The 17,750-nt window shown below is 60.2% G+C and carries 16 protein-coding genes; all 16 read right to left on the bottom strand.

Annotated elements, in window-relative coordinates; translation table 11 throughout:
• Nucleotides 1-10: 10 nt before the first annotated feature.
• Nucleotides 11-1,144, bottom strand: a complete 1,134-nt coding sequence (locus ABNH18_RS05400; protein WP_349381825.1) for a hypothetical protein — start codon at nucleotides 1,142-1,144, stop codon at nucleotides 11-13.
• Nucleotides 1,144-2,685, bottom strand: a complete 1,542-nt coding sequence (locus ABNH18_RS05395; RefSeq protein ID WP_349381824.1) for a hypothetical protein — start codon at nucleotides 2,683-2,685, stop codon at nucleotides 1,144-1,146. Before ABNH18_RS05395 ends, ABNH18_RS05400 begins: the two co-directional genes overlap by 1 nt.
• A gap of 9 nt (nucleotides 2,686-2,694) precedes the next feature.
• Nucleotides 2,695-4,644: a hypothetical protein gene (locus tag ABNH18_RS05390; RefSeq protein ID WP_349381823.1), complete on the bottom strand. Its 1,950-nt coding sequence runs from the start codon at nucleotides 4,642-4,644 to the stop codon at nucleotides 2,695-2,697.
• 10 nt (nucleotides 4,645-4,654) lie between these two features.
• Nucleotides 4,655-5,038, bottom strand: a complete 384-nt coding sequence (locus tag ABNH18_RS05385) for a hypothetical protein (protein WP_349381822.1) — start codon at nucleotides 5,036-5,038, stop codon at nucleotides 4,655-4,657.
• The gene (locus ABNH18_RS05380) at nucleotides 5,035-8,055 is read right to left on the bottom strand and encodes a tape measure protein (RefSeq protein ID WP_349381821.1); all 3,021 of its coding nucleotides are present in this window, start codon (nucleotides 8,053-8,055) and stop codon (nucleotides 5,035-5,037) included. The genes ABNH18_RS05385 and ABNH18_RS05380 overlap by 4 nt, the downstream gene beginning before the upstream one ends.
• Before the next feature lie 66 nt (nucleotides 8,056-8,121).
• Nucleotides 8,122-8,874, bottom strand: a complete 753-nt coding sequence (locus ABNH18_RS05375; protein ID WP_349381820.1) for a phage tail tube protein — start codon at nucleotides 8,872-8,874, stop codon at nucleotides 8,122-8,124.
• A gap of 39 nt (nucleotides 8,875-8,913) precedes the next feature.
• Complete coding sequence (locus ABNH18_RS05370) at nucleotides 8,914-9,378, bottom strand: hypothetical protein (RefSeq protein WP_349381819.1); 465 nt, start codon at nucleotides 9,376-9,378, stop codon at nucleotides 8,914-8,916.
• Nucleotides 9,375-9,953, bottom strand: coding sequence for a hypothetical protein (locus ABNH18_RS05365; RefSeq protein WP_296029483.1), 579 nt, complete (start codon nucleotides 9,951-9,953; stop codon nucleotides 9,375-9,377). The genes ABNH18_RS05370 and ABNH18_RS05365 overlap by 4 nt, the downstream gene beginning before the upstream one ends.
• On the bottom strand, nucleotides 9,950-10,267 hold the full coding sequence (locus tag ABNH18_RS05360; protein ID WP_339344176.1) for a head-tail joining protein: 318 nt from the start codon (nucleotides 10,265-10,267) through the stop codon (nucleotides 9,950-9,952). Before ABNH18_RS05360 ends, ABNH18_RS05365 begins: the two co-directional genes overlap by 4 nt.
• A gap of 2 nt (nucleotides 10,268-10,269) precedes the next feature.
• On the bottom strand, nucleotides 10,270-10,617 hold the full coding sequence (locus ABNH18_RS05355; protein WP_349381818.1) for a DUF2190 family protein: 348 nt from the start codon (nucleotides 10,615-10,617) through the stop codon (nucleotides 10,270-10,272).
• A 75-nt stretch (nucleotides 10,618-10,692) separates the two neighbouring features.
• Nucleotides 10,693-12,900 carry a ClpP-like prohead protease/major capsid protein fusion protein gene (locus ABNH18_RS05350; protein ID WP_349381817.1) on the bottom strand — a complete coding sequence of 736 codons (2,208 nt, stop codon included), beginning with the start codon at nucleotides 12,898-12,900 and terminating at the stop codon, nucleotides 10,693-10,695.
• Between the two features lie 12 nt (nucleotides 12,901-12,912).
• A complete protein-coding gene (locus tag ABNH18_RS05345; RefSeq protein ID WP_349381816.1) occupies nucleotides 12,913-14,385 on the bottom strand; it encodes a phage portal protein in 1,473 nt (490 codons plus the stop codon).
• Complete coding sequence (locus ABNH18_RS05340; RefSeq protein WP_339344172.1) at nucleotides 14,382-14,591, bottom strand: phage head-tail joining protein; 210 nt, start codon at nucleotides 14,589-14,591, stop codon at nucleotides 14,382-14,384. Before ABNH18_RS05340 ends, ABNH18_RS05345 begins: the two co-directional genes overlap by 4 nt.
• A 6-nt stretch (nucleotides 14,592-14,597) precedes the next feature.
• Complete coding sequence (locus ABNH18_RS05335; RefSeq protein ID WP_349381815.1) at nucleotides 14,598-16,505, bottom strand: phage terminase large subunit family protein; 1,908 nt, start codon at nucleotides 16,503-16,505, stop codon at nucleotides 14,598-14,600.
• A gap of 37 nt (nucleotides 16,506-16,542) precedes the next feature.
• Nucleotides 16,543-17,031: a putative peptidoglycan binding domain-containing protein gene (locus ABNH18_RS05330; RefSeq protein ID WP_296029504.1), complete on the bottom strand. Its 489-nt coding sequence runs from the start codon at nucleotides 17,029-17,031 to the stop codon at nucleotides 16,543-16,545.
• A gap of 165 nt (nucleotides 17,032-17,196) precedes the next feature.
• Nucleotides 17,197-17,604, bottom strand: a complete 408-nt coding sequence (locus tag ABNH18_RS05325; protein ID WP_349381814.1) for a hypothetical protein — start codon at nucleotides 17,602-17,604, stop codon at nucleotides 17,197-17,199.
• Nucleotides 17,605-17,750: the final 146 nt, after the last annotated feature.

Raw genomic sequence — 17,750 nt, 5'->3', positions numbered from 1 at the left:
CCCCCCGCCGCTATAGTTGCATACCTGCACGCTCTGCGAGCCAGGTCCGCATATCCTCGCGGACGCTATCATTCAGGACGCTGGTTGCAATCAAACCAGAAAAGAACCCATCGAAGTAAACGCCACCTGCAAACTGATAGCCAATATAAAGCACATTGTTATCCGGCCTTTCTGCTATCTGGATGCTTGACGGGCTTGCCTCCATGTGATCCAGCCACCCGCGGGTTATGAGTCCGTTGCGATCGGAAACAAAAACATGCGGCGCCGGCCCGACATCAATCGGTAGGTCACAATAAGTGTCGCCGGGCACCACGGACACTAACGCCAGGCGCCGCGGTGAGGTCCGCGTATCGACATAGAATGCAAGCCGGCTTACGTTTTTGCCCGTGCTAACCGCAACACCTACGCTGTTATCGTCGCTCACCCAGCCCGCCCACAAGGCCGTATAGTCTCCGCTGAAGACAGATACCGGTAGCCCTTGCAAGAATTTGCTATGGCCAAACTGGATTTGCCCCCTCCCGCCGATCACCCTATAGACCGGTCGTCTGCTACCGCTTTGGCCGACGTGGTTATTGTTTCCGGATTTATCCAGAATGAGCCCTACCGGATCGCCATCGAACCGAACCGGGATCGTTCCCTCGGCGTCCTGGAACAACGTTGAAATATCGCCGGGGTCGAGCCAGACCCCAGGCTCACCGCTGAGGAACAGGCTAGCCGGGCCTTGCACCGTGGCCACATCGCCCTGCAGGGGACCGCTGGCGATGGGGCGGTAGTAGGGGCGCGGGGCAAATGTGACACCCCCACTCTGCACGGACCCCGTTGTCGGCCAGGTCGGCTCCTCGGTGCCTGTGGTGCCGGCAGCGGTCACTTTGTACACATATCCATTTGGCGTTGCCGGATGCACCACTTGACCCATGTTGAGCGCAGTTCCCGTGGTGAATTCATCGCCGTACTCATCCAGCGCCAGCACAACAACAGACCCCGCCCAGTCGCTGTAGGTGATATCGAATGTGCCATCGGCCTCACTGTGTCCGTCAGCCACCACCTGCCGCCCTGCCGGGTCATCCTTGATGACAATCACATCCCGGGCAGCCGCCACGCCATCGATTTTCACTGTGCCCGCAACACGCGCCTGAGTAGCCATCAGTTATGGTCCCCTCGCAGTTCAATTTTCAGCTGGTCATCGTCCACGGTGGCCTGCCCCGGCAGCACGGTGCGGATCATCCAAAGCGGCGCCGCCGCCGCATCGGTGTCGAAGCGGGTGGTGTTGCCCACGCTCCAGCCCGCGCCCCAGCCATCCGCCTTGATGGTGAAATACGGCGTGCCGGTTTGCGGGTTAACGGGGGAGAAATCAACGGCGGTGGAGCCTGTGCCCACCAAGCCCCGCTCCTCGCCGTAAAGCTCGAAAGCGGTGGTGGATGTGAACTTGATTTTCCACCGCTCGGGCACGCTGCCCCGGTTATCGACGGCGACCGGATAGGCGATCAGGTTGTAACTCGCGGTCGTCTCCTGGCCGGTGCCGTCGTAGTCTCCCGGATCCACGGTGTAGCTCACCCAGTTGCGCACCCGCGCCCGAAGATCGCCCAGGTACACCGCCGATGCCACCCAGGTGTCATTGGCCGGAAAGTCGTGATAAAGCGGCTGCGCGAGCTGCAAGGTGCCATCGATGCGGGCTTCGGTGCAGAGCGCCATGTCATCAATGCGGTGCACAAAGTGCAGGTCACCCACCAACGGATCACCCCCCGCATCTTGCCCGGTGAACGGGTTGGCGAGGGTGGCGGTGCCCGCTTCCTTGTCCAGGGCGTACATGGCCGGGTCCAGACGCGTCCCTGCGTCATCTTCAATCCAGGCGTCATGAAGCAGATCCCGGCCAGCATTGACGACCAGGTCAGCCGCCGGGCTGGCGATCAGGTCCTTCTGGGTATGGGTGAGCACCAGAATATCCGCATCACGCAAAATCGGCACACGCCCATCCGCAGGTAGGCGCACCGGGTCCAGCCCCAGAATGGCCGGGTCCAGCGGGATTTGCTTAAAGCTCACGGCGTTGTAAAACAGGCTTTCGGCGGTGACCGGCTCGGGGAAAAGCACCTCGACAATACCGTCTTTCAGCGTCACCTCGCCGGTGATGCCGTCGCCACTCACCACGCCCTGGTTATCCGCCTCACCATTGAACTGGGCGCCATCGTCGTAACCGTTGGCACGGATGGTGAAGCCGTTGGGGCGCAGCGGTGCCGCCGAAGTGCGGAACGTGGCCGCTTGCATTACGCTCCAGTCGTCGCCCACCAGAATAGCCAGCGGGGTTACCGTGGCCGTGGCCGGGCGCCCGGCATAGCTGCTAATGGTCACCATGGCGGTGGTGTAGCTGATGGTGCCCAGCGCAATGCCCGTGCCCGTGGTGGTGTTGTAGTTGCGCAGCAGCCGCCCTTCGCCGTCGTCGAACCACAACTCAGTGCCGATCTGTAACACCACGCTGCCGGGCACAATGGGCCCGCTTTCGGAGATATAAAAGCGCCAGTCTTGATCGGTGCTGGTGAACTGCTCTTGCGCGGTAGCTTCCGTGCCCGCCGCCAGCTGGTAGCCCACATCCACGTCGTGGCTGCGGATCTGCTCGGTTTCTACCGTGGCCTGGTACGACGCCGCCGAGCCATTCAGCGTGGATGAGGTGCCAATTCTAATCGTTGCCATGAGCGGCCCTTATACGTTGACCTGTTTCAGGAAGGTGTTGCCAGCAATAACCAGCTGGCCGGTGCCGTAGTTCACCGTGCCAATCACATCGAAATCCCGGCGGCTGACCAGCGAGCCGTCGCCGTTGTCGGTTACCCAGTAAGAGCGCCCCACATAGCTGGTGCTAAGCACTTGCCCCACCCCGTTTTTCACGGTGCGTTTCACCGACTTAATAATGGTGAAATCCACCGAACCCGGCTCAATGCCGGCAGCGGTTTCGATAACAATATCCGCCTGGTTATTGTTGTTCGGCACGGTCACGGTGGTGGTGATTTCGGATTCATCTTTGTGCGTGTAATCAATCGTCACCGCACCATCGGCCTGGAAGGCGGTGGTGATATCGATTTCGCCGCTGGCGTAGTTAATCTGCCCGGTGGCATCGCCGGTAATGGAACCGTCGCCGGCCACATCGGTGGCCGTTTTCTGAACGCTGCTGACTTCCCAGGTGAGCGTGACAGACCCCGGCACCACCTTGCGGTTAGCCAGCGGGATGCTCAGCGGGGTAACGCCGGCGTAGGCCTCCGGGTCTTGAATGTAGATGCTCGAATCTGTCCAGCGGTAGAACAGCACGGAGCCCGCATCGGGCTGCGCTTGCAGGGTGGCAATCACGCTGCCGGTGTCGTAGCTCACCTGCCCAGAGCCATCGCCCACCAGGTTGCCGGTGCCGTCGTCGCGCAGGGTGTACCACTTGCCCAAATAGCGATAACTCAGGTGCAACGACAGCGGCGCAGGCGCCGGGTCCAGGCTGAGCACATAGTTAAAGTTTCGGTTGGAATCTCCGATTTCAATGCTGCCGGTGTTAGGGATCTGCTGGCGCAAGGCGCCCGGCTTATAGGACACCGTCGTGGTGCCAGATGCACTACCCGCCCAGGCGATCGCGCCCGTTGCATAATCAATGGTGGTGCCTTCCAACCCTGCCGGCACCCCGCCGCTGGTGACGAATATACCGCCCTTATCGCTGTAGGTTTCCCCTGCCAGCGAGAGCGACACAGACCCCGGCACCACCGCCGTTGGCAGCGTGGAGGTTTGGCCGCTGGCCACCGTCACAGGCAGGCTCACACTATCGGTGCCGCCGGCCACAATCTGGTTCACATAGCCGCCGGGGCGCTGGTCGATCACGGCGGTTTCATTGCTGGCCGTGGGGATGATCGGCGCGAAGGTGTCCGCCACCTGAATCGTCAAATCACCCGAGGTGGCCGCCACCCCCAGCGAGGTAGAGCCATAGTATTTGGCAGAGGTGGCCGGCTGGGTGCTATAGATCAGCGAAGGCCCACCCGGTTTGGGGTTCGGGTCGGAGGCCGGGAAGTCCCGCTTTAGCTCGGCAGACAGCTCCAGAATGTACTGGTCTGCCTTGAACGTTCGAATGTCACCGCCGTTCACTTCATAGGTAAACGTCGCTTCGATGTGCTGCACATTGAGGATCTTGATGAACTGCTGGGTGCCAAGGTCCTGCCCTTCCTGCAACAACAGGGTGTCGCCAATTTCCGGCGCGGCAATGTTGTTCACCGTGGGCGCATAGCAAATGATGGAACGCTGCCCCTGCAGTTGGTTGCCCCGTAGCGCCAGCCCGGTAACAGGGCCGGGAATCACAAACGATTCCACCCGCTGCCGCGCTGTCTCGCGCTCATCGTAGAAGTCCTGCGTGGTGAACAGCAGCCCGGAGACGTTCGGGTCTTGCGGCTGGGCGCTAAGGATTGAGTGCGCGTCCAGGTAAAGGTCTGCCGTGGCGGTGTCCACTTTCAGGAAGGACTTGCGCAGGCTCACTTCACCGTAGGTTCTGTCCACCCGGGAAATATCCTCGAACAGGTTGTTGATGTCGCCATCCACCACCTCAAGGCCCGTCATTTGGCCACCGCCATCTTCATTGTCGGTGAGCCGTTCGGGCTGCATCAGTTTGATATCGTCGCTGGTAATCGCCACGCGGGGGCTCCTATTGCGGGGGCTCTACAGTCAGCAGCCGCAGGGTGGCGGTGTACCACGCATCCGGCTGCTGGCTGATATGGGTGTGTTCTTTAATGGGGGTAGCCTCAACGGCAACGCCACGGGCACGGTCGAACACCACGGAAAATTCACGGGCGTCATCCAGCGTCAACGCCATGGCCGCAAGGTCCGCAGATTCCTTGGCCACCAGCGCATCCACCGTGGCCCGCTGCAACCAGCCGGTTAACGTCACCGCCTGGCCGAATTGCTTCACGCCGCTCTGAATAATCATGCCGCCGGTGAGGCTGCGCTCTTGAGCTTGGGCCACGCCGTTATGGCTGAATTCGTCTTGCCAGATTAGGTTGTCGGTGAGGTCGATCTCATCAAGCGTCACTGCGTTGCCCTCATGCCGGCTTCATTCAGGAATTCCATCAGCCTGTTCACGTCATCCGGATCACCGGCCAGTGAAGACGTACCGCCATTCGGTAGCGCAATTTCAACACGCTGGGTGGGCGCATTAGGCTGGGTCGTTGCCTGCTGGCTGCTGGCTTGCCCTTGTGCCTGCTGGATGCGTTGTTGCCGCGCATCGGCCTGCGCCTTCACTTCTTCCTGTTTCAGGTCCTGTACGCGCTGGCGGTAAATTTGCTCGTTGATCTTCATGGCCTCGGCGTACTCACGAGCTGCACGGCTTGCCCCTTGCTCGGACGCGGCTTTCATTTGCCGCTGCAGATCCTTCTGCCGTTCCTCAAACCGCCGCCGCTCAATATCCTGCGCGGTGCCGTTCATGTTGATCAGCTCGGTGCGTAGGCTCTCCGTGGTACTCGCCGCACTGTCGGCCAGGCCATCGAGCTGCTGCTTGGCGCTTTCAATCGCCGACTTCAGGGTGGACAGCTTCTCTTCGCCCAGCAGCTTTGCGCCCTGTTTAGCCCGGCTTGCCGCCCGCAGGAAGCTGTTGAGGTTGCCACCTTGGCGCGCCATGGCACGGTCGTAATTTTCCTGCGCGCTGGTCACTTGTTCCTGCACTGCCGCTTTTGTTTCGTAAACCGTTTTCAGCCAGGTGCCGATGCTCAACACAGCAAAGTCCGTTTGCTCTTTGTAGAGTCGGTCGAACAGTTGCCCCGCCCCCTCGCCGGTGTCGTAGAAGCTTTGGCGGATACCGGTAAAAATTTGCAGCAGTGCCGCACCGGCACTACCGGCTTTGCTGGCGCCTTGTTGGGCTTTGTTGCCCACCTCTTGCGCGGCTTGGCCTTGCTGCTGGTAGGCCTGCGTGGTTTTTTGGGCGGCCTGCGCTTTTTGGTTTTCGCCAGCAGTGGCTTGCTCGGTGGTTTTTTTGGCAGATTCTGTAGCCGCCTTGGTGCGCTTCAGCACATCGTTTGTGGCGGCAGCAACTTCCCGCATGGCTTCGGCATACTGGCCCTGCGTGAGGATGTTTTCCTTCATCGCCTGGTCCAGCTCTTTCACCAGCGCCGCACCGCCTTCCTCGGACTCAATGGCACTCAGCGCTGCCTGAAAGGCCTCCAGCAGCACCTTGGCGGATTGCTCACCTTCCAGCCCCGCTTTGGCAATTTGCTTATTGATGGACTGGAACTTGGTGATGGCCTCTTTTTCCAGCTCTGTCATGCTGTCGGTGATTTTACCCAGGTCGAGGTCCAGTTCTTTAAGCGCCGCACCCAGCTTGCTGCGCGCCGCACGAGCAGCACGATCAGACGCAGAGACTTGCTTGGCGGAGGCCTCGTCACCCTTGCTGATTAGCGCAGCAAGATCAGCGTTAATTTTCTTTCTGGTAGACTCACTGGCCGCTTTTTGACGCTCGGCGGCAGCCTCTGCCGATTCCGCACTATCAAGAAAGGCTTTGCTAAAGTGGCGCTTAATATCCTCGCCATCTTCAGCGACTTTATCGACCAACTCGCCGGCGGCACCTTTCGCTCTGTCCGCGAACTCTTTCAGCGAGGCAGACAGATCACCAGCCCCAATCAACCCCGTTAGTTTTGAAAAACCCTCTGCAATACTGCCGATAGCTGCAAGCCAAATAGCGGCCCCGGTTCTGAATCCTGCAGTCAGCCCATTCCAAAATATGGCGAACCCTGAGCCGAAACGCTCAATGGCATTCAGGGTTGTCCTGAAGGAATCAGAAACGCCCTGTGCCCACTCTTCAATGCTGCCGTCTTTTTGCATTTCCCGAAGAGTGGTCAGCAACTCTCTCATCCGGACTTTTATTGCATCTAAAGCGCCCAGTTCACTGGCCAGCGCAAAAAAATCCGTGAACTCTTTCCGAAGAGAAGACAGCAACCCCCTAGCGCCATCAATGCGATCAGCCCCTGCCCCTTCGGACATCCGCCCCAGCTCATCGATCAATCGGCTCAGCACATCAGTGCCGAGCAAACCATCACTAGCCATCTGCCGGATCTCGCCGCCAAAGCGTCCGGTAACATTACCCAGAGCTTCCATAATCGGAATGCCCGAATCGGTAATGCTGTTCAGCTCTTCCAACTGCAGCCGGCCGCTCTGCCAGGCTTGGCCCAGCTGGGTGATCACGGTATCCAGCGTTTGTGCGCCGCTACCGTATTTGGCATTGGCATCGGTCAGGCTTTGCAGGGAACCGTTAAGGGGATCAATACCAGCAACTTTTAGTCGCCGCGCCGCTTCGGCTGTGTCGCCCAAGCTCTGGCTGTTCCGCTCGGCAATGCGGTCGACTTCAGCCAACACGCGCCGGCCTTCTTCCATGGAGCCGTAGAGCGCACCGAATTGGCGTTCCAATTCCTCCAGATCGCTGCCAGAAGTAACCAGCTTCTCCAGCCCTCGCCGCAGCAACTCAAAGACACCGACACCCGCCGCCAACCCCAGCAGCTTGCCCTTAATGCCATCCACGGCACTACCGAAGCGGTTACCCTTGGCGCTGGCCAGCTCTAGCGCCTGGGCATGCTCACGGGCCTCTGCGGTGGCTTTGCTCAGCTTCTGCTGGGTTTGATCCAGCTCCTTCTGGATGCGGTCTTCCGCCTGCCCCAGCTCGTTGGTGTCGATTCCGGCTTTATCGAGCGTGCGGCTGTATTTGGCCAGCTCTCGGTTGCTGCGCCCGTACTCGGTGGTAGCAATGCTTTGCGCGGTTCGCGCTTGCCGCACTGCCACGGAATATTCAGCCTGGCTCTGCCCGGCCTTTTTGCCTTCGCGCTTCAGGTCTTCATAGGTATGGACCTGTTTATCCATTTCCTTGCGCGCTTTCTCGGCCGCTTCCTGTGCCGCTTTCCAACCCTTGGCCGCTTCCTGCTGTTTATCCAGTTCCCGCAGTTCCGCTTCCAGCTTTTCCGCTTCGCGCTGCACTTCCTGCAGGGATTCCGCAGCCGGATCTGCCTCTGGGCTGATCGCGTTCTTGGCCTTCAGTACAAGGCTGACTACGGCTTCTTTAAGTGCCACGGGTATTGCTCCAAAAAAGAACCCCGCCGAAGCGGGGTTTAAGGACTAGGGAAGCAGGGTGGTGCTTTAGTCGAGCATGATCACTTTATACGGAGCGTCCTTACCAGGAGGGGTCCGCATCGCACCACTCAACTGGCCGTTGATATAATCATCAAGCATAAGGTCTGTGGCTTCGCTAGCGCTCAGCACAGCTTCATGTACGATCACTCGAGCCCTCTTCCCAGTGGCCAAGTTTTTGCCTACCAGAAGAATATGGCGCGGCTTCTGGATTTCCGTTGCTCCCAAAACCTGCGTACCGGTTTCGCCGTTGTAGTCATAGTCGACCTCCACTTCTGTAGCAGCCCCCGCATTCAACGCTTTGATCAGGCCTCCATCTGTGTCCACTTCCACGTCCGTACCGACCGCCAGGCTGCTGCTACCTGCCGTTTCCGTTACCTGAACGCTCTGGCCGTCAATGTTCTCTTTAGACAACTTCACCCACTGCCCTTCGATTAGCGTGACAGTTTCCGCCGCAACCGAACCGGCGGTGACGCTGTGCGCTGCACTGGTGCCACCCAGGGCTTCGGCCAACAGCACCGCCGGCATGGAATCAAATGAAATAGACAAGCTGGCAGGGTCCCCGGGAATGTTTACCGTATCTAGCGCCTGACCATAGTTGCCGGGCTGTTTGGAAATCCGGTTTCGCGCCTCAACGCTCGGCGGGGTGAGCTCGAAGCTGGGAACGTTGATGGGGCCATTGAATGCACCGATAACGCCCTGCTCTACCGGGGCAATGTAAATAGCGCCGGCGAAGATGAGGCCGGTGTCCTGGTAAGACATGATTATCTCCTTTGGCGCAGGGCGCCGTTGGGTTAGGGTTTACGTTTTGGGTTCGAGGGTCATTTGGTATTTGGCGGTGACGGTGAGCGCCACCCAGGCCACCGGGTAACTATCCTCGGGAATGTTGTACTCGGCATCGCCCACTTCACTGTCAATCGCGTTACCGCCGAGCTGTTCCATGTTGTTGCGATCGGCCAGTGCGTTGATCAGGTCATCCAGGTGGCGTTGAAGTTTCAGGGCAACACCGGCTTCGGCCTTTTCAGCAACAATGATGTGGTGCGTAACCTCACGCACCAGCCGCCCGCCGCTGCTTTTGCTGGCCCGCCGATCTTCGCCGGGCTGCATCGCGATAAACGGCAAAGGTTGCTGCTCATCCATGATCAGGGCGTGGGCCAGCCAGCCTTCATAAATCTCTTCGCCAGCATCGCTGCTGTAGCCGTTGGCCGTGGTGATACTTTCCAGCCGCCGCCGGTATTCGGCATAAATGGCTTCGATCGGAATCATTCAAATAGCTCCAACAGCAGGCCCGCCACTTTGCGGGCGGCACGATCCTGCAGTTCCGGCGCGATGTCGTTACGCACGGACTGAAACACCTGGCTCACACTGGGGCCATGCAGCACTTTGTAGGCATCGCGCCCTTGGCCGGTACGCACGGCAATGCCCTTGGCACCGCTGCCGCGCAGCCCGATAAAGAAAAACTTTGGCTCGGTATAACGCCGGCCGGGCTTCACCATGCCGGTAACGCCGCCATGCTTGGTGCTGCCTTTGCCACGGCGCGGATGCTTCTTGGGCACCCGCAGGCCACGGTTTTCAAACCGGGAAAGCAACACTCCACGACGGGTGGCCTGCACGCCTGCTTCCCAGTAATCGCCCTTCTGCGCGGGCGGCAGCACCCGCAGGTGCCGCCCGATGTACTGCTTACTCAATGCCACTTGCCCGCCGATAGCAGCTACCCCACGCTCACGCCCATGCTTGGCGGTATCGCTGAGCACGGTTTGCAGCGCCACGGCACTGTGCTTGCCGGTGAGCTGGGCCATGGCATCGAGCACGATTTTCATGTCCCGGGTGGCTTTGCTCATTGGGTCACCTCCACCACCAAGGTGGTGTCGTTGTCGCGCTCCAGGGTGTGCACCGTCCAGACCTTCCCTTTCATCGTGATCTTGTCGCCCCGGCGCGGGTACGGCCACGCAGCTTTGGGGTACTCGATATAAATCAGGGTGGCGATCAGGGCGTTCATGTCGTCGCGCACGTCGTCGTAATCCAGGGTGGCGACGGTTTCCGGGCTGGTGCCCCGCTCCGGTTTCAGTGGCCCGGCCGTGATGGTGGCCGGGTCACCGTAGAAATTGAAAACGGCGCCATCCAGCGCCGTTTTGTAGCCATCGAACTGGCTCATGGTTAGAAGCTGCTGTTCAGACGAACCTTGCAGCTCGTGTTGCCGTCTACGGCATCCGCTGCCAGCACACCTACTTTGAGGTACGGCACCGCCGGATCACCGCCATCATCTGCATCCAGTGTGAGCGCTGTACCATCGTGGTAGACGCCATCACCCTCGGTACCAGCTAGAGCAGAATCTTTTGGCAGATCCCAGACTCGCCCGGTAGCGAGAGTGAACTCCTCGCCGATTACAGCATCGGTCAGCGCAACACCAAAGGTATCGCCCTTCACCACGAAGTCACCGCTGGACACAGCAGCCGCTGCCACAAGGGTCAGATTCTGCCCCTGGGAAACAAAGTTTTTAGCCATGATTGCACCTTTGCATCATTGGTAAATTAGGTGCGGGCCCCGAAGGGCACCGCGGGGAGAGAGGGTTAGCCGGGGTTATGCACCGGCGTTTTTGAACAGGCCACGGTGATCAATGACGCCGGCACCGAAGTCCAGACGCGCCTTGATCTTCACGCCATCCACGTCGAAGCCGTTTTCGGTTTCGATGTACACACCTTCTTCACCAGTGAGGTAGGCGTATTCGATGGTGTCAATACGAGCAGGGGCAGCAGAGAGATACCAAGCGGTTTCGCTGGAATCATCCAGCCGCGGCTCCACCACTACCTGCAGCTTGCCGGCGAAGGGGTTCACGTCTGCGCTCTTGGCGCTGAGGATTTCGGCAACGATCTGCTGGGCTTTGGTTTCCAACGCCGCCGGCACGACCAGGTACTCGGCCATCAGATTCAGCGGGCGCTTGGCGCTGATGCCTGTCTGGCGACGCATTTTCTTACGCGCTTCAGAAAGGCTTTCCACGCTCAGAGCGGCAGCGGTACCGAGGTTGCCATGATCGTTATGGAACAGGGCCTTGTTGTCGGCCATCTTCACATTGCCGGTAATCAGGCCCCACACCACGTTGCTCTCCAGTTCAGCCGCACTGGCACCGAAGGCTCCGGGCACACGGCTGAAGGCATCCAGGTCATCGTTGATGATGGTCTGGCGGGTCAGGGCGATGATTTTGCCGTAGGTTTCCAGCTTGTAACGCTGGTTGTCTTCACCCATGGAGCCGTAGTTGAATTCACCGGATTCATTCACCTTTTCCAGTTCCGGCGCTTCACCCAACTGGGCGCGGTTGACGAATTTAAAATCGCTAGCGCTGGCCTGACGACAGAACGCGGTGAAAGTACGGGGCGCAGCTTCATACCCAGCACGCAGGGTTTTGTTCGCCACGTCCGCCAGAATAGCCGGGAAATCGCTGGTGGAGTGCATCGCCTTGGCCGCAATCTCCATGGGCGTCATGCCACGGGTGGAGCCACCGCCAGCGTGGATCACTTCCGCCGCCATATTCATCAGGCTCATGCTACGGAACTCACGGGAGCCATCAGTCAGCGGGTGCTGGCTGGGGTTAACGCGGTTCATCAAGGCACCGGCCAGACCAGCGCGCAGGGCTTCACCATGGTGGCCGACCACAACATGACCACCGGGCACGGCGTTCTGGCTGCGGGTGGCCAGCAGGTTCAGCACCTCGTTGCGGGCATCCGCCACGGTGGTGCCGGTGTCGATCATGCGGTTCAGGTCCGCTTCTTCGACACGGTGAGTGGCGGCCAGGGCGCGCAGCTCGCTGACGCGGGTGCGCTCTTGGGCGATGGCTTGGGTAGCCACTTCGCCCGCGTTCTGGGCAGCGGCTGCCGGTACCGGCGGCGGGTCATTACGGGTACCACGGTTCTGGGCACCAGCGGCGGCCAGGGGGGGCTCCTCTTCTTCCTCGCCACCACCGGCAGCTGCAGCGGCCTGGGCTTTGGCTTCAGCGGCAGCCACACGGACTTCCAGCTGCTCATTGGTTTCGCCGGCATGACGGGACAGGCCCACCGCCTTCGCGCGTTGTTCGAGATTCATAACAGTACCTTTCGGGTTGGTGTGTGCGGCAGCGGTGGCCGCCGTGATTTGGCCCGAAGCGGGCCGGTGATACAGGTTGACTGCGCCAGCTGGCGCATTCTGGAATGCGGCGAGATCTGCCTGGGCGACAGCCTGCACCGGTTCAATCAATTCATCGGCAAAGCCCAGTTCTACGGCTTGCTCACCGTTCAGCCAGGTTTCTGCCGCCATCATGGCTTTGAGGGTGTCTTTATCCAGGCCGGTTTTGGTGGCGTAGATGTTGGCCAGGGTGTCTTCAAACTGGTCATACACATCGGCCGTGCGCCGGTGGTCGTCCGCCTCACCCAAGCTTGGGCCGCTGGGCTTGTGGATCATGATGAAAGCGTTGGCCGGGATGCGGACCACATCGCCAGCCATGGCGATAACGCTGGCCATGCTGAGCGCGATGCCATCAATGGTGACTTCTACACGGCGCTCGCTGTTTGCCAGCGCGTTATAGATGGCGAGGCCTTCAGTGATAAACCCGCCTTCACTGTGGATCCGCACGGACAGCGGGCCATCGTTCAGGGCTTCCACTTCACGCACGATGGTCATGGCGTCGAGGCCATCCCACCAATCACCGATGACGCCGTAGAGCAGCAGCTCGCCTTTGGCGTTGATCTGGTTTGTTGCAGACAAAGCGAGTCCGCCGTTGACCGCTTGGGCCAACGCTTTCAGTTTCCATTTAGGCATGGGGTGCTCCGGTTATTCGTCGCCGGGTTCGGGGTATGCCGCGCCGGGGGCACGGGCCTGGGTAACGCCGGCATCACTCACGCGGCCTGCATCGGTGGTAACGATAATGCCGTCACGGTTGAGGCTGTCGCGTTCTTGTTTGATTTCGGCGAACACGTCTTCGGGCTCAAAGCCCATGGAGCGGATCTGTTCGGATAGCGAGCCCAGGCCTGCGCGAACCATGTCAACAATCGGCGGAATTTCCCGCGAGGGGTCGATCATTTCACGGCGTGGCGGGGTCCATTCCCAGCGCACGGGCTGCTTGATTTCACCGACCAGCATGGCCGCCTGGTTGAACCATTCGCCCACGCCTTGGCATACCGTGGGGATCAACGATGCCCAGCGGTATTGCTCCACGTTGCGGGTGAATTCCAGGTGCCCCATGCGCCCGCTGCTAAAATTCACGCGCTCCAGGTTGCCGGTGAGAGCGGCGAACGGTACGCCGTAAGCGATGGCGATGGCGTGTTGTTCAACGCTAACGAATTCACCATGGCCGGATACGCTGGGCGGGTTGTTAAAGCGCACGTCTTCGCCGCCTTTTAGGCGCGGGAACATGCCGGGCTCCAGCTTTTCTGGCAGCACGTCGCCTTTGCGATCGGTGTCGCCTTCTGTCTCCACGACGACCCCCACCAGGCACGCTGCACTTTTGGCGGCCTCGATGCGGGCATCTTGGTAATCGTCCAGGTTCTTCATGCGCATGATGGCGGCGGCGCCACGCGGCACGCCGCGCACTTGCCCTGGGCGCAGCATTTCAAACAGGTGAATCACATCCGCCGCCGGGGTGAGCTTGCTGGCACTGAAACCGCCCAGCGCATCACCGGGGTGGCTGGTGTGCAGCCAGTAGCCCACGCGCTGGTGCTGCGCGTTGAACTGCACGCCTTGCACGGCGTAGCCGCCATTCATCTGGCCGTTTTTGGTGTGATCCAGATAATCACCTTCCAACAACCGCAGCTTGAGCGGCACTTTCAGGGCGGGGTCTCTGTCGGTCACACGCACGATAATCGCATCGCCGCTTTCTACAGCGGTGCGCACGGCCAAGGCTTGCAGGCCGTACAGGTTATGCCGGCCGTCATAGTCGATGGCCGTGCTCTCGCACCAGTTCAGCATGGTGCGCTGGAGCGGTTTCTTTTCTTCAGCATCGCTCACCAGCGCACTGGGGCGGATGCCAGTGCCAACGATGTTGGTGGTGAGCACCCGCACTGCGCTGGCGGCATACGGGTTGTTTCGCACCAGCTCACGGTGCCGGGCACGCAGCAGTGGGAGCGCGGCGCGGCTTTCAGCGTTGGCGCTGCTGTCGCTGCCACGGGTCCAGGTGTTGCGCCGGCCTTTGCCAGCACCGTCGTAGCCGTTCACGGCGCGCAGGCGATCCGTTACCACGCGGGCACGGGTGCGGCGGGCTTCGGCTTCCGGGGAAAAGAACCCGATGGTGCGGTCCAGCCAGCTCATTGGTACCCCCGGTCAAACGTGGGGGCATACGCCCGGTGTTGGCCACCGGCGTTTGGGCCCTTCACACTTTTGCGGATCATGTCGCGCACACGAATCATGTCATCGAGGCTGCGGAATTCCGTGGTCTTACCGTTGTGCGTAATGCGCAGGGTGCCTGTGGCAATCGCGGCTTCAATGCGATCCAGATCTGCTTGCGTGTAAGCCATGGGCGGTTACCAGTAGTTGGATTTGCGGCGGCCACCGCCGGCGTCTTCCGGGGTGTCATCGCCACCGAACAGGTCGCTTTGTTTGAGCTGGGCCTCAAGCTGATCCCAGCGTTCATCTTTCCAGGTGTGCAAGCGCAGGCTGTAGGCCGCGTGCAGGGCGTAGACTTCGCAGTCAGCCGCTTCAATGGGCTGGCCGGGCTTGTCGTGCCACACGAGCTTGCCGCCCATGCGGGCGTTGGGCGCTTTGATTACACCGGTGAGTTGTTCGTAGTAGTCGTCGCGCACGTTGGTGTACCAGTGCATGCGGCCTGGGCCTTCGCCTTGCAGGCTGAGCCTGCCGCCTTCGCCGAAGATCAGGTCTTTGGCTTTGTGGGTGCCCACCTGGTACACCTGCAGGCCGAATTTCGCGGCCTTGGTTTTGTGGCCGTTCTTTTTGCTGTAATCGGTTTTGCGCGGGGCGCTGAATATCTCGCGACGGCCGTAATCGTTGCTGCTGCCCTTGATGGCCATGACGCCGCGCTTCTGCCGGGGGCGTACCCAGTTGTACACCTGCTCGGTGCTGTGGCCGCCGGAGTCGATGCTGATGGCTCGCGGGATCATCCTGAATCCGTCCGCGCTTTTGCGGGGGGTAAACAGGAAATCATCGAGCTCTTTCCAAACCGGGTCGCTGCTATCGGTGGTGCTGACCTTGGCGAAGAATTCACCCCAGTAGATCAGCCAGCCTTCCATGCCCCTGCCCCAGGCACGCAGCACAACGGCAACGCGATCGCGTTGCACATCGATGCCGGCGGTGAGGATCAGGCCGCCGTGGGGCACCACCAGTTCGGGGTAATCCTCTGCGCGTTCGCGCAGGGCGTCCGCGTCGGGGGCTGCGGTTTCATATTCGAAGGTGCGGCCCAGCTTCTGGTTGGTGAACGTGATCAGGCCGGAAAGGTCGCCCTTCTCGGCCAGGTGATCCGCTTTCAGCTTGTCGCGCACCACATCCGCGAGGCTGGTACCCGGTACGCAGGCATATAGCTCGCCGAGCTGGGTGAAGCCAGCCTTTCCGTGGAATGGCCGTGTTGGCACCCAGCCACATAGCGGGTCGCCCTGCTCCACCGCGTTGTACACGGTGTCGCGGATGTTGGTTTGTCGCTGGTGATCATCCCAGCCGCTGCCACAGCCCGGGCAGCAATACACGGCGGTATCCGGCATGGCGCGGCCGTACACTTCGTGCACTGGGGCTTCGTCATCGGCATCCAGCCAGCTGACGTTTTCCCATGCCAATACATGGCTCTCTTCGCACTCATGGCACACCACCGGCAGCACCCGGCAATCGGATTCACGCACGCGGTGTTCCGTTTTGCTCAGGTCCTTGATGGTTGGGGTGCCGCCCACAATCAGCTTGCTGCCGGGGTAGCGTTTCAGCCGCTCTTCCAGCAGGCCGATCGCATCCCCCTGCCGCTTCACATCCACGCTGGTATCGTCGGGTTCTTCAACTACACCCACGCCCACCGAGCTGGTGGACTTCACGTTGCCGGGGCTGTTGGAGCCAACCAGTTTCAGGAAGCCGCCCGGGAAGGTTTTCAAATCCCAGCGATTGCCCGCCTTGCGGCTGGTGGTCACATCGACCACGCCTTTCATGGCAGGGGTAGCGCTGAGCGCGGGCACCAGCTTTTCATCGTGAAAGGCCTTGCCGTCTTTCTCTTTCGCGAACAGCACCATGAGCGGCGCGGGGTGGCCGTCAATGCGTTTGGCCAGGTACCCGATGAGAAAGTAAGTCCAGCCCAACTGGGCGGCTTTCATCAGGTCCACTTCATCCACGCTGGTGTCATCCAGCGCCGCGGCGACGCCCAAGAAATAAGGCGAATAGTAAAAGTCGTACAGCCCAGCCAGATCACCGATGGTTTCCGGCAGGTGGTAGTGCTCCTGCATCCATTGCGCTGTCGGCACATGCCGACGGGGCCGGAATTTACTCGACGCCCTCAGTAAGACCTTTCGCAGCGTCGCCTGCAAACTCGCCAATTCGCTCAATTGCAGGTTCAACGACATCGCTAAGTGTTGCGGCATCAATAGTGATGCCGTGCTCCTTTTCCAGTGCCTGGCGCAGACGCTCTACCGCACCGCGAATTTCACGGTTCGCATAGCCCGCCCAATTCGTGATTGCCTGGGCAGCTTCTTCAGCCAGCACCAGCAATCCCAGTTTTTCGTTGTACGTCAGCCGACCTAGCGCCGCCTTCACCTGAGCTTCCTCGGTTTTGGCAGCCGCCAGATCCGCTTGTTTCTCACCGCCCCGCCCTGCCGCGTGGGTGCGCAGGTGGTCGCAGTAATCACGCAGCCACTCAGCATAAGAGCCATCGCGGCGCAGGTTTCCATCAGATGCATGCTTGCTCGCCGCCTGCTGGCTAATACCAACCAGCCGCGCGAAGCCAGAAGCCGTTGCTTGTGCATCAAGATCCATGGAAACCACCAATAATCGGGGAACAACTACAACCCCCTATAGAAACCCACATCTGCAAACAACCCGCGCTCTGCGCACCCGTATGCAGGCGATCCCGGGAAGGACCCGCGGACTCTTATAACGGGCTCAAATGATAATAACTCTCAAATACTAAGGCGGCGAAAATCAACCTCGTTCCACACCCTGGGCCGCAACAGGCGGGTTTTTATCGATGATGATTGCGTCTAGCTTAGGGATCAGATCAACGGTGATATTAAGTATCACCAACAACGTACCCACCACACCAAAGGCCCACACCGCACCCCGGAATAGCGAGCTGATCCTCCCTACTGACTTGCCGAGCGCCGCGAAGCCCTCCGCCTGATCATGCCGCAGAGTAGCCACATCGTCTTGCAGCTTTGCCACGCCCTCTTTGGCCTCCTCTGCACTGCGCTCAGTGAGCGCCATGCGATGACCAAGCCGCTCATCTTCCAGCGCTTTTAGGCGGTGCTCATCAACGGCGCGGGCACGCTCCAGGTCGTTCACTCGCAACGGGATCGTGTCCATTAGCTGCGCCTCGCTGTTTCCTGTCACAAACAGATCTCCATCGTTGCCACGCGACACCAGCGGCGATGAGCCAAAAAAGAAAAAATATCACCACGGCCAACACAGCGCCCCGCGCTACGATCAGCCCGCATTCATTCAGCCGCGTGTATCGCATCGACAAGCCCATTATGTCG

The organism is Alcanivorax sp., from assembly GCF_040118815.1.
Classification (GTDB): domain Bacteria; phylum Pseudomonadota; class Gammaproteobacteria; order Pseudomonadales; family Alcanivoracaceae; genus Alcanivorax.
The sequence above is the reverse complement of the archived record's forward strand: the minus strand, read 5'-3'. Positions and strand labels throughout refer to the sequence as shown.

Coding starts and splice junctions, on each gene's coding strand:
- ABNH18_RS05400 (WP_349381825.1), bottom strand. CDS start 1,144: ATGGCTACTCAGGCGCGTGTTGCGGGCACAGTGAAAATCGATGGCGTG.
- ABNH18_RS05330 (WP_296029504.1), bottom strand. CDS start 17,031: ATGGATCTTGATGCACAAGCAACGGCTTCTGGCTTCGCGCGGCTGGTT.
- ABNH18_RS05335 (WP_349381815.1), bottom strand. CDS start 16,505: ATGCAGGAGCACTACCACCTGCCGGAAACCATCGGTGATCTGGCTGGG.
- ABNH18_RS05360 (WP_339344176.1), bottom strand. CDS start 10,267: ATGAGCCAGTTCGATGGCTACAAAACGGCGCTGGATGGCGCCGTTTTC.
- ABNH18_RS05395 (WP_349381824.1), bottom strand. CDS start 2,685: ATGGCAACGATTAGAATTGGCACCTCATCCACGCTGAATGGCTCGGCG.
- ABNH18_RS05345 (WP_349381816.1), bottom strand. CDS start 14,385: ATGAGCTGGCTGGACCGCACCATCGGGTTCTTTTCCCCGGAAGCCGAA.
- ABNH18_RS05365 (WP_296029483.1), bottom strand. CDS start 9,953: ATGAGCAAAGCCACCCGGGACATGAAAATCGTGCTCGATGCCATGGCC.
- ABNH18_RS05340 (WP_339344172.1), bottom strand. CDS start 14,591: ATGGCTTACACGCAAGCAGATCTGGATCGCATTGAAGCCGCGATTGCC.
- ABNH18_RS05370 (WP_349381819.1), bottom strand. CDS start 9,378: ATGATTCCGATCGAAGCCATTTATGCCGAATACCGGCGGCGGCTGGAA.
- ABNH18_RS05375 (WP_349381820.1), bottom strand. CDS start 8,874: ATGTCTTACCAGGACACCGGCCTCATCTTCGCCGGCGCTATTTACATT.
- ABNH18_RS05350 (WP_349381817.1), bottom strand. CDS start 12,900: ATGCCTAAATGGAAACTGAAAGCGTTGGCCCAAGCGGTCAACGGCGGA.
- ABNH18_RS05355 (WP_349381818.1), bottom strand. CDS start 10,617: ATGGCTAAAAACTTTGTTTCCCAGGGGCAGAATCTGACCCTTGTGGCA.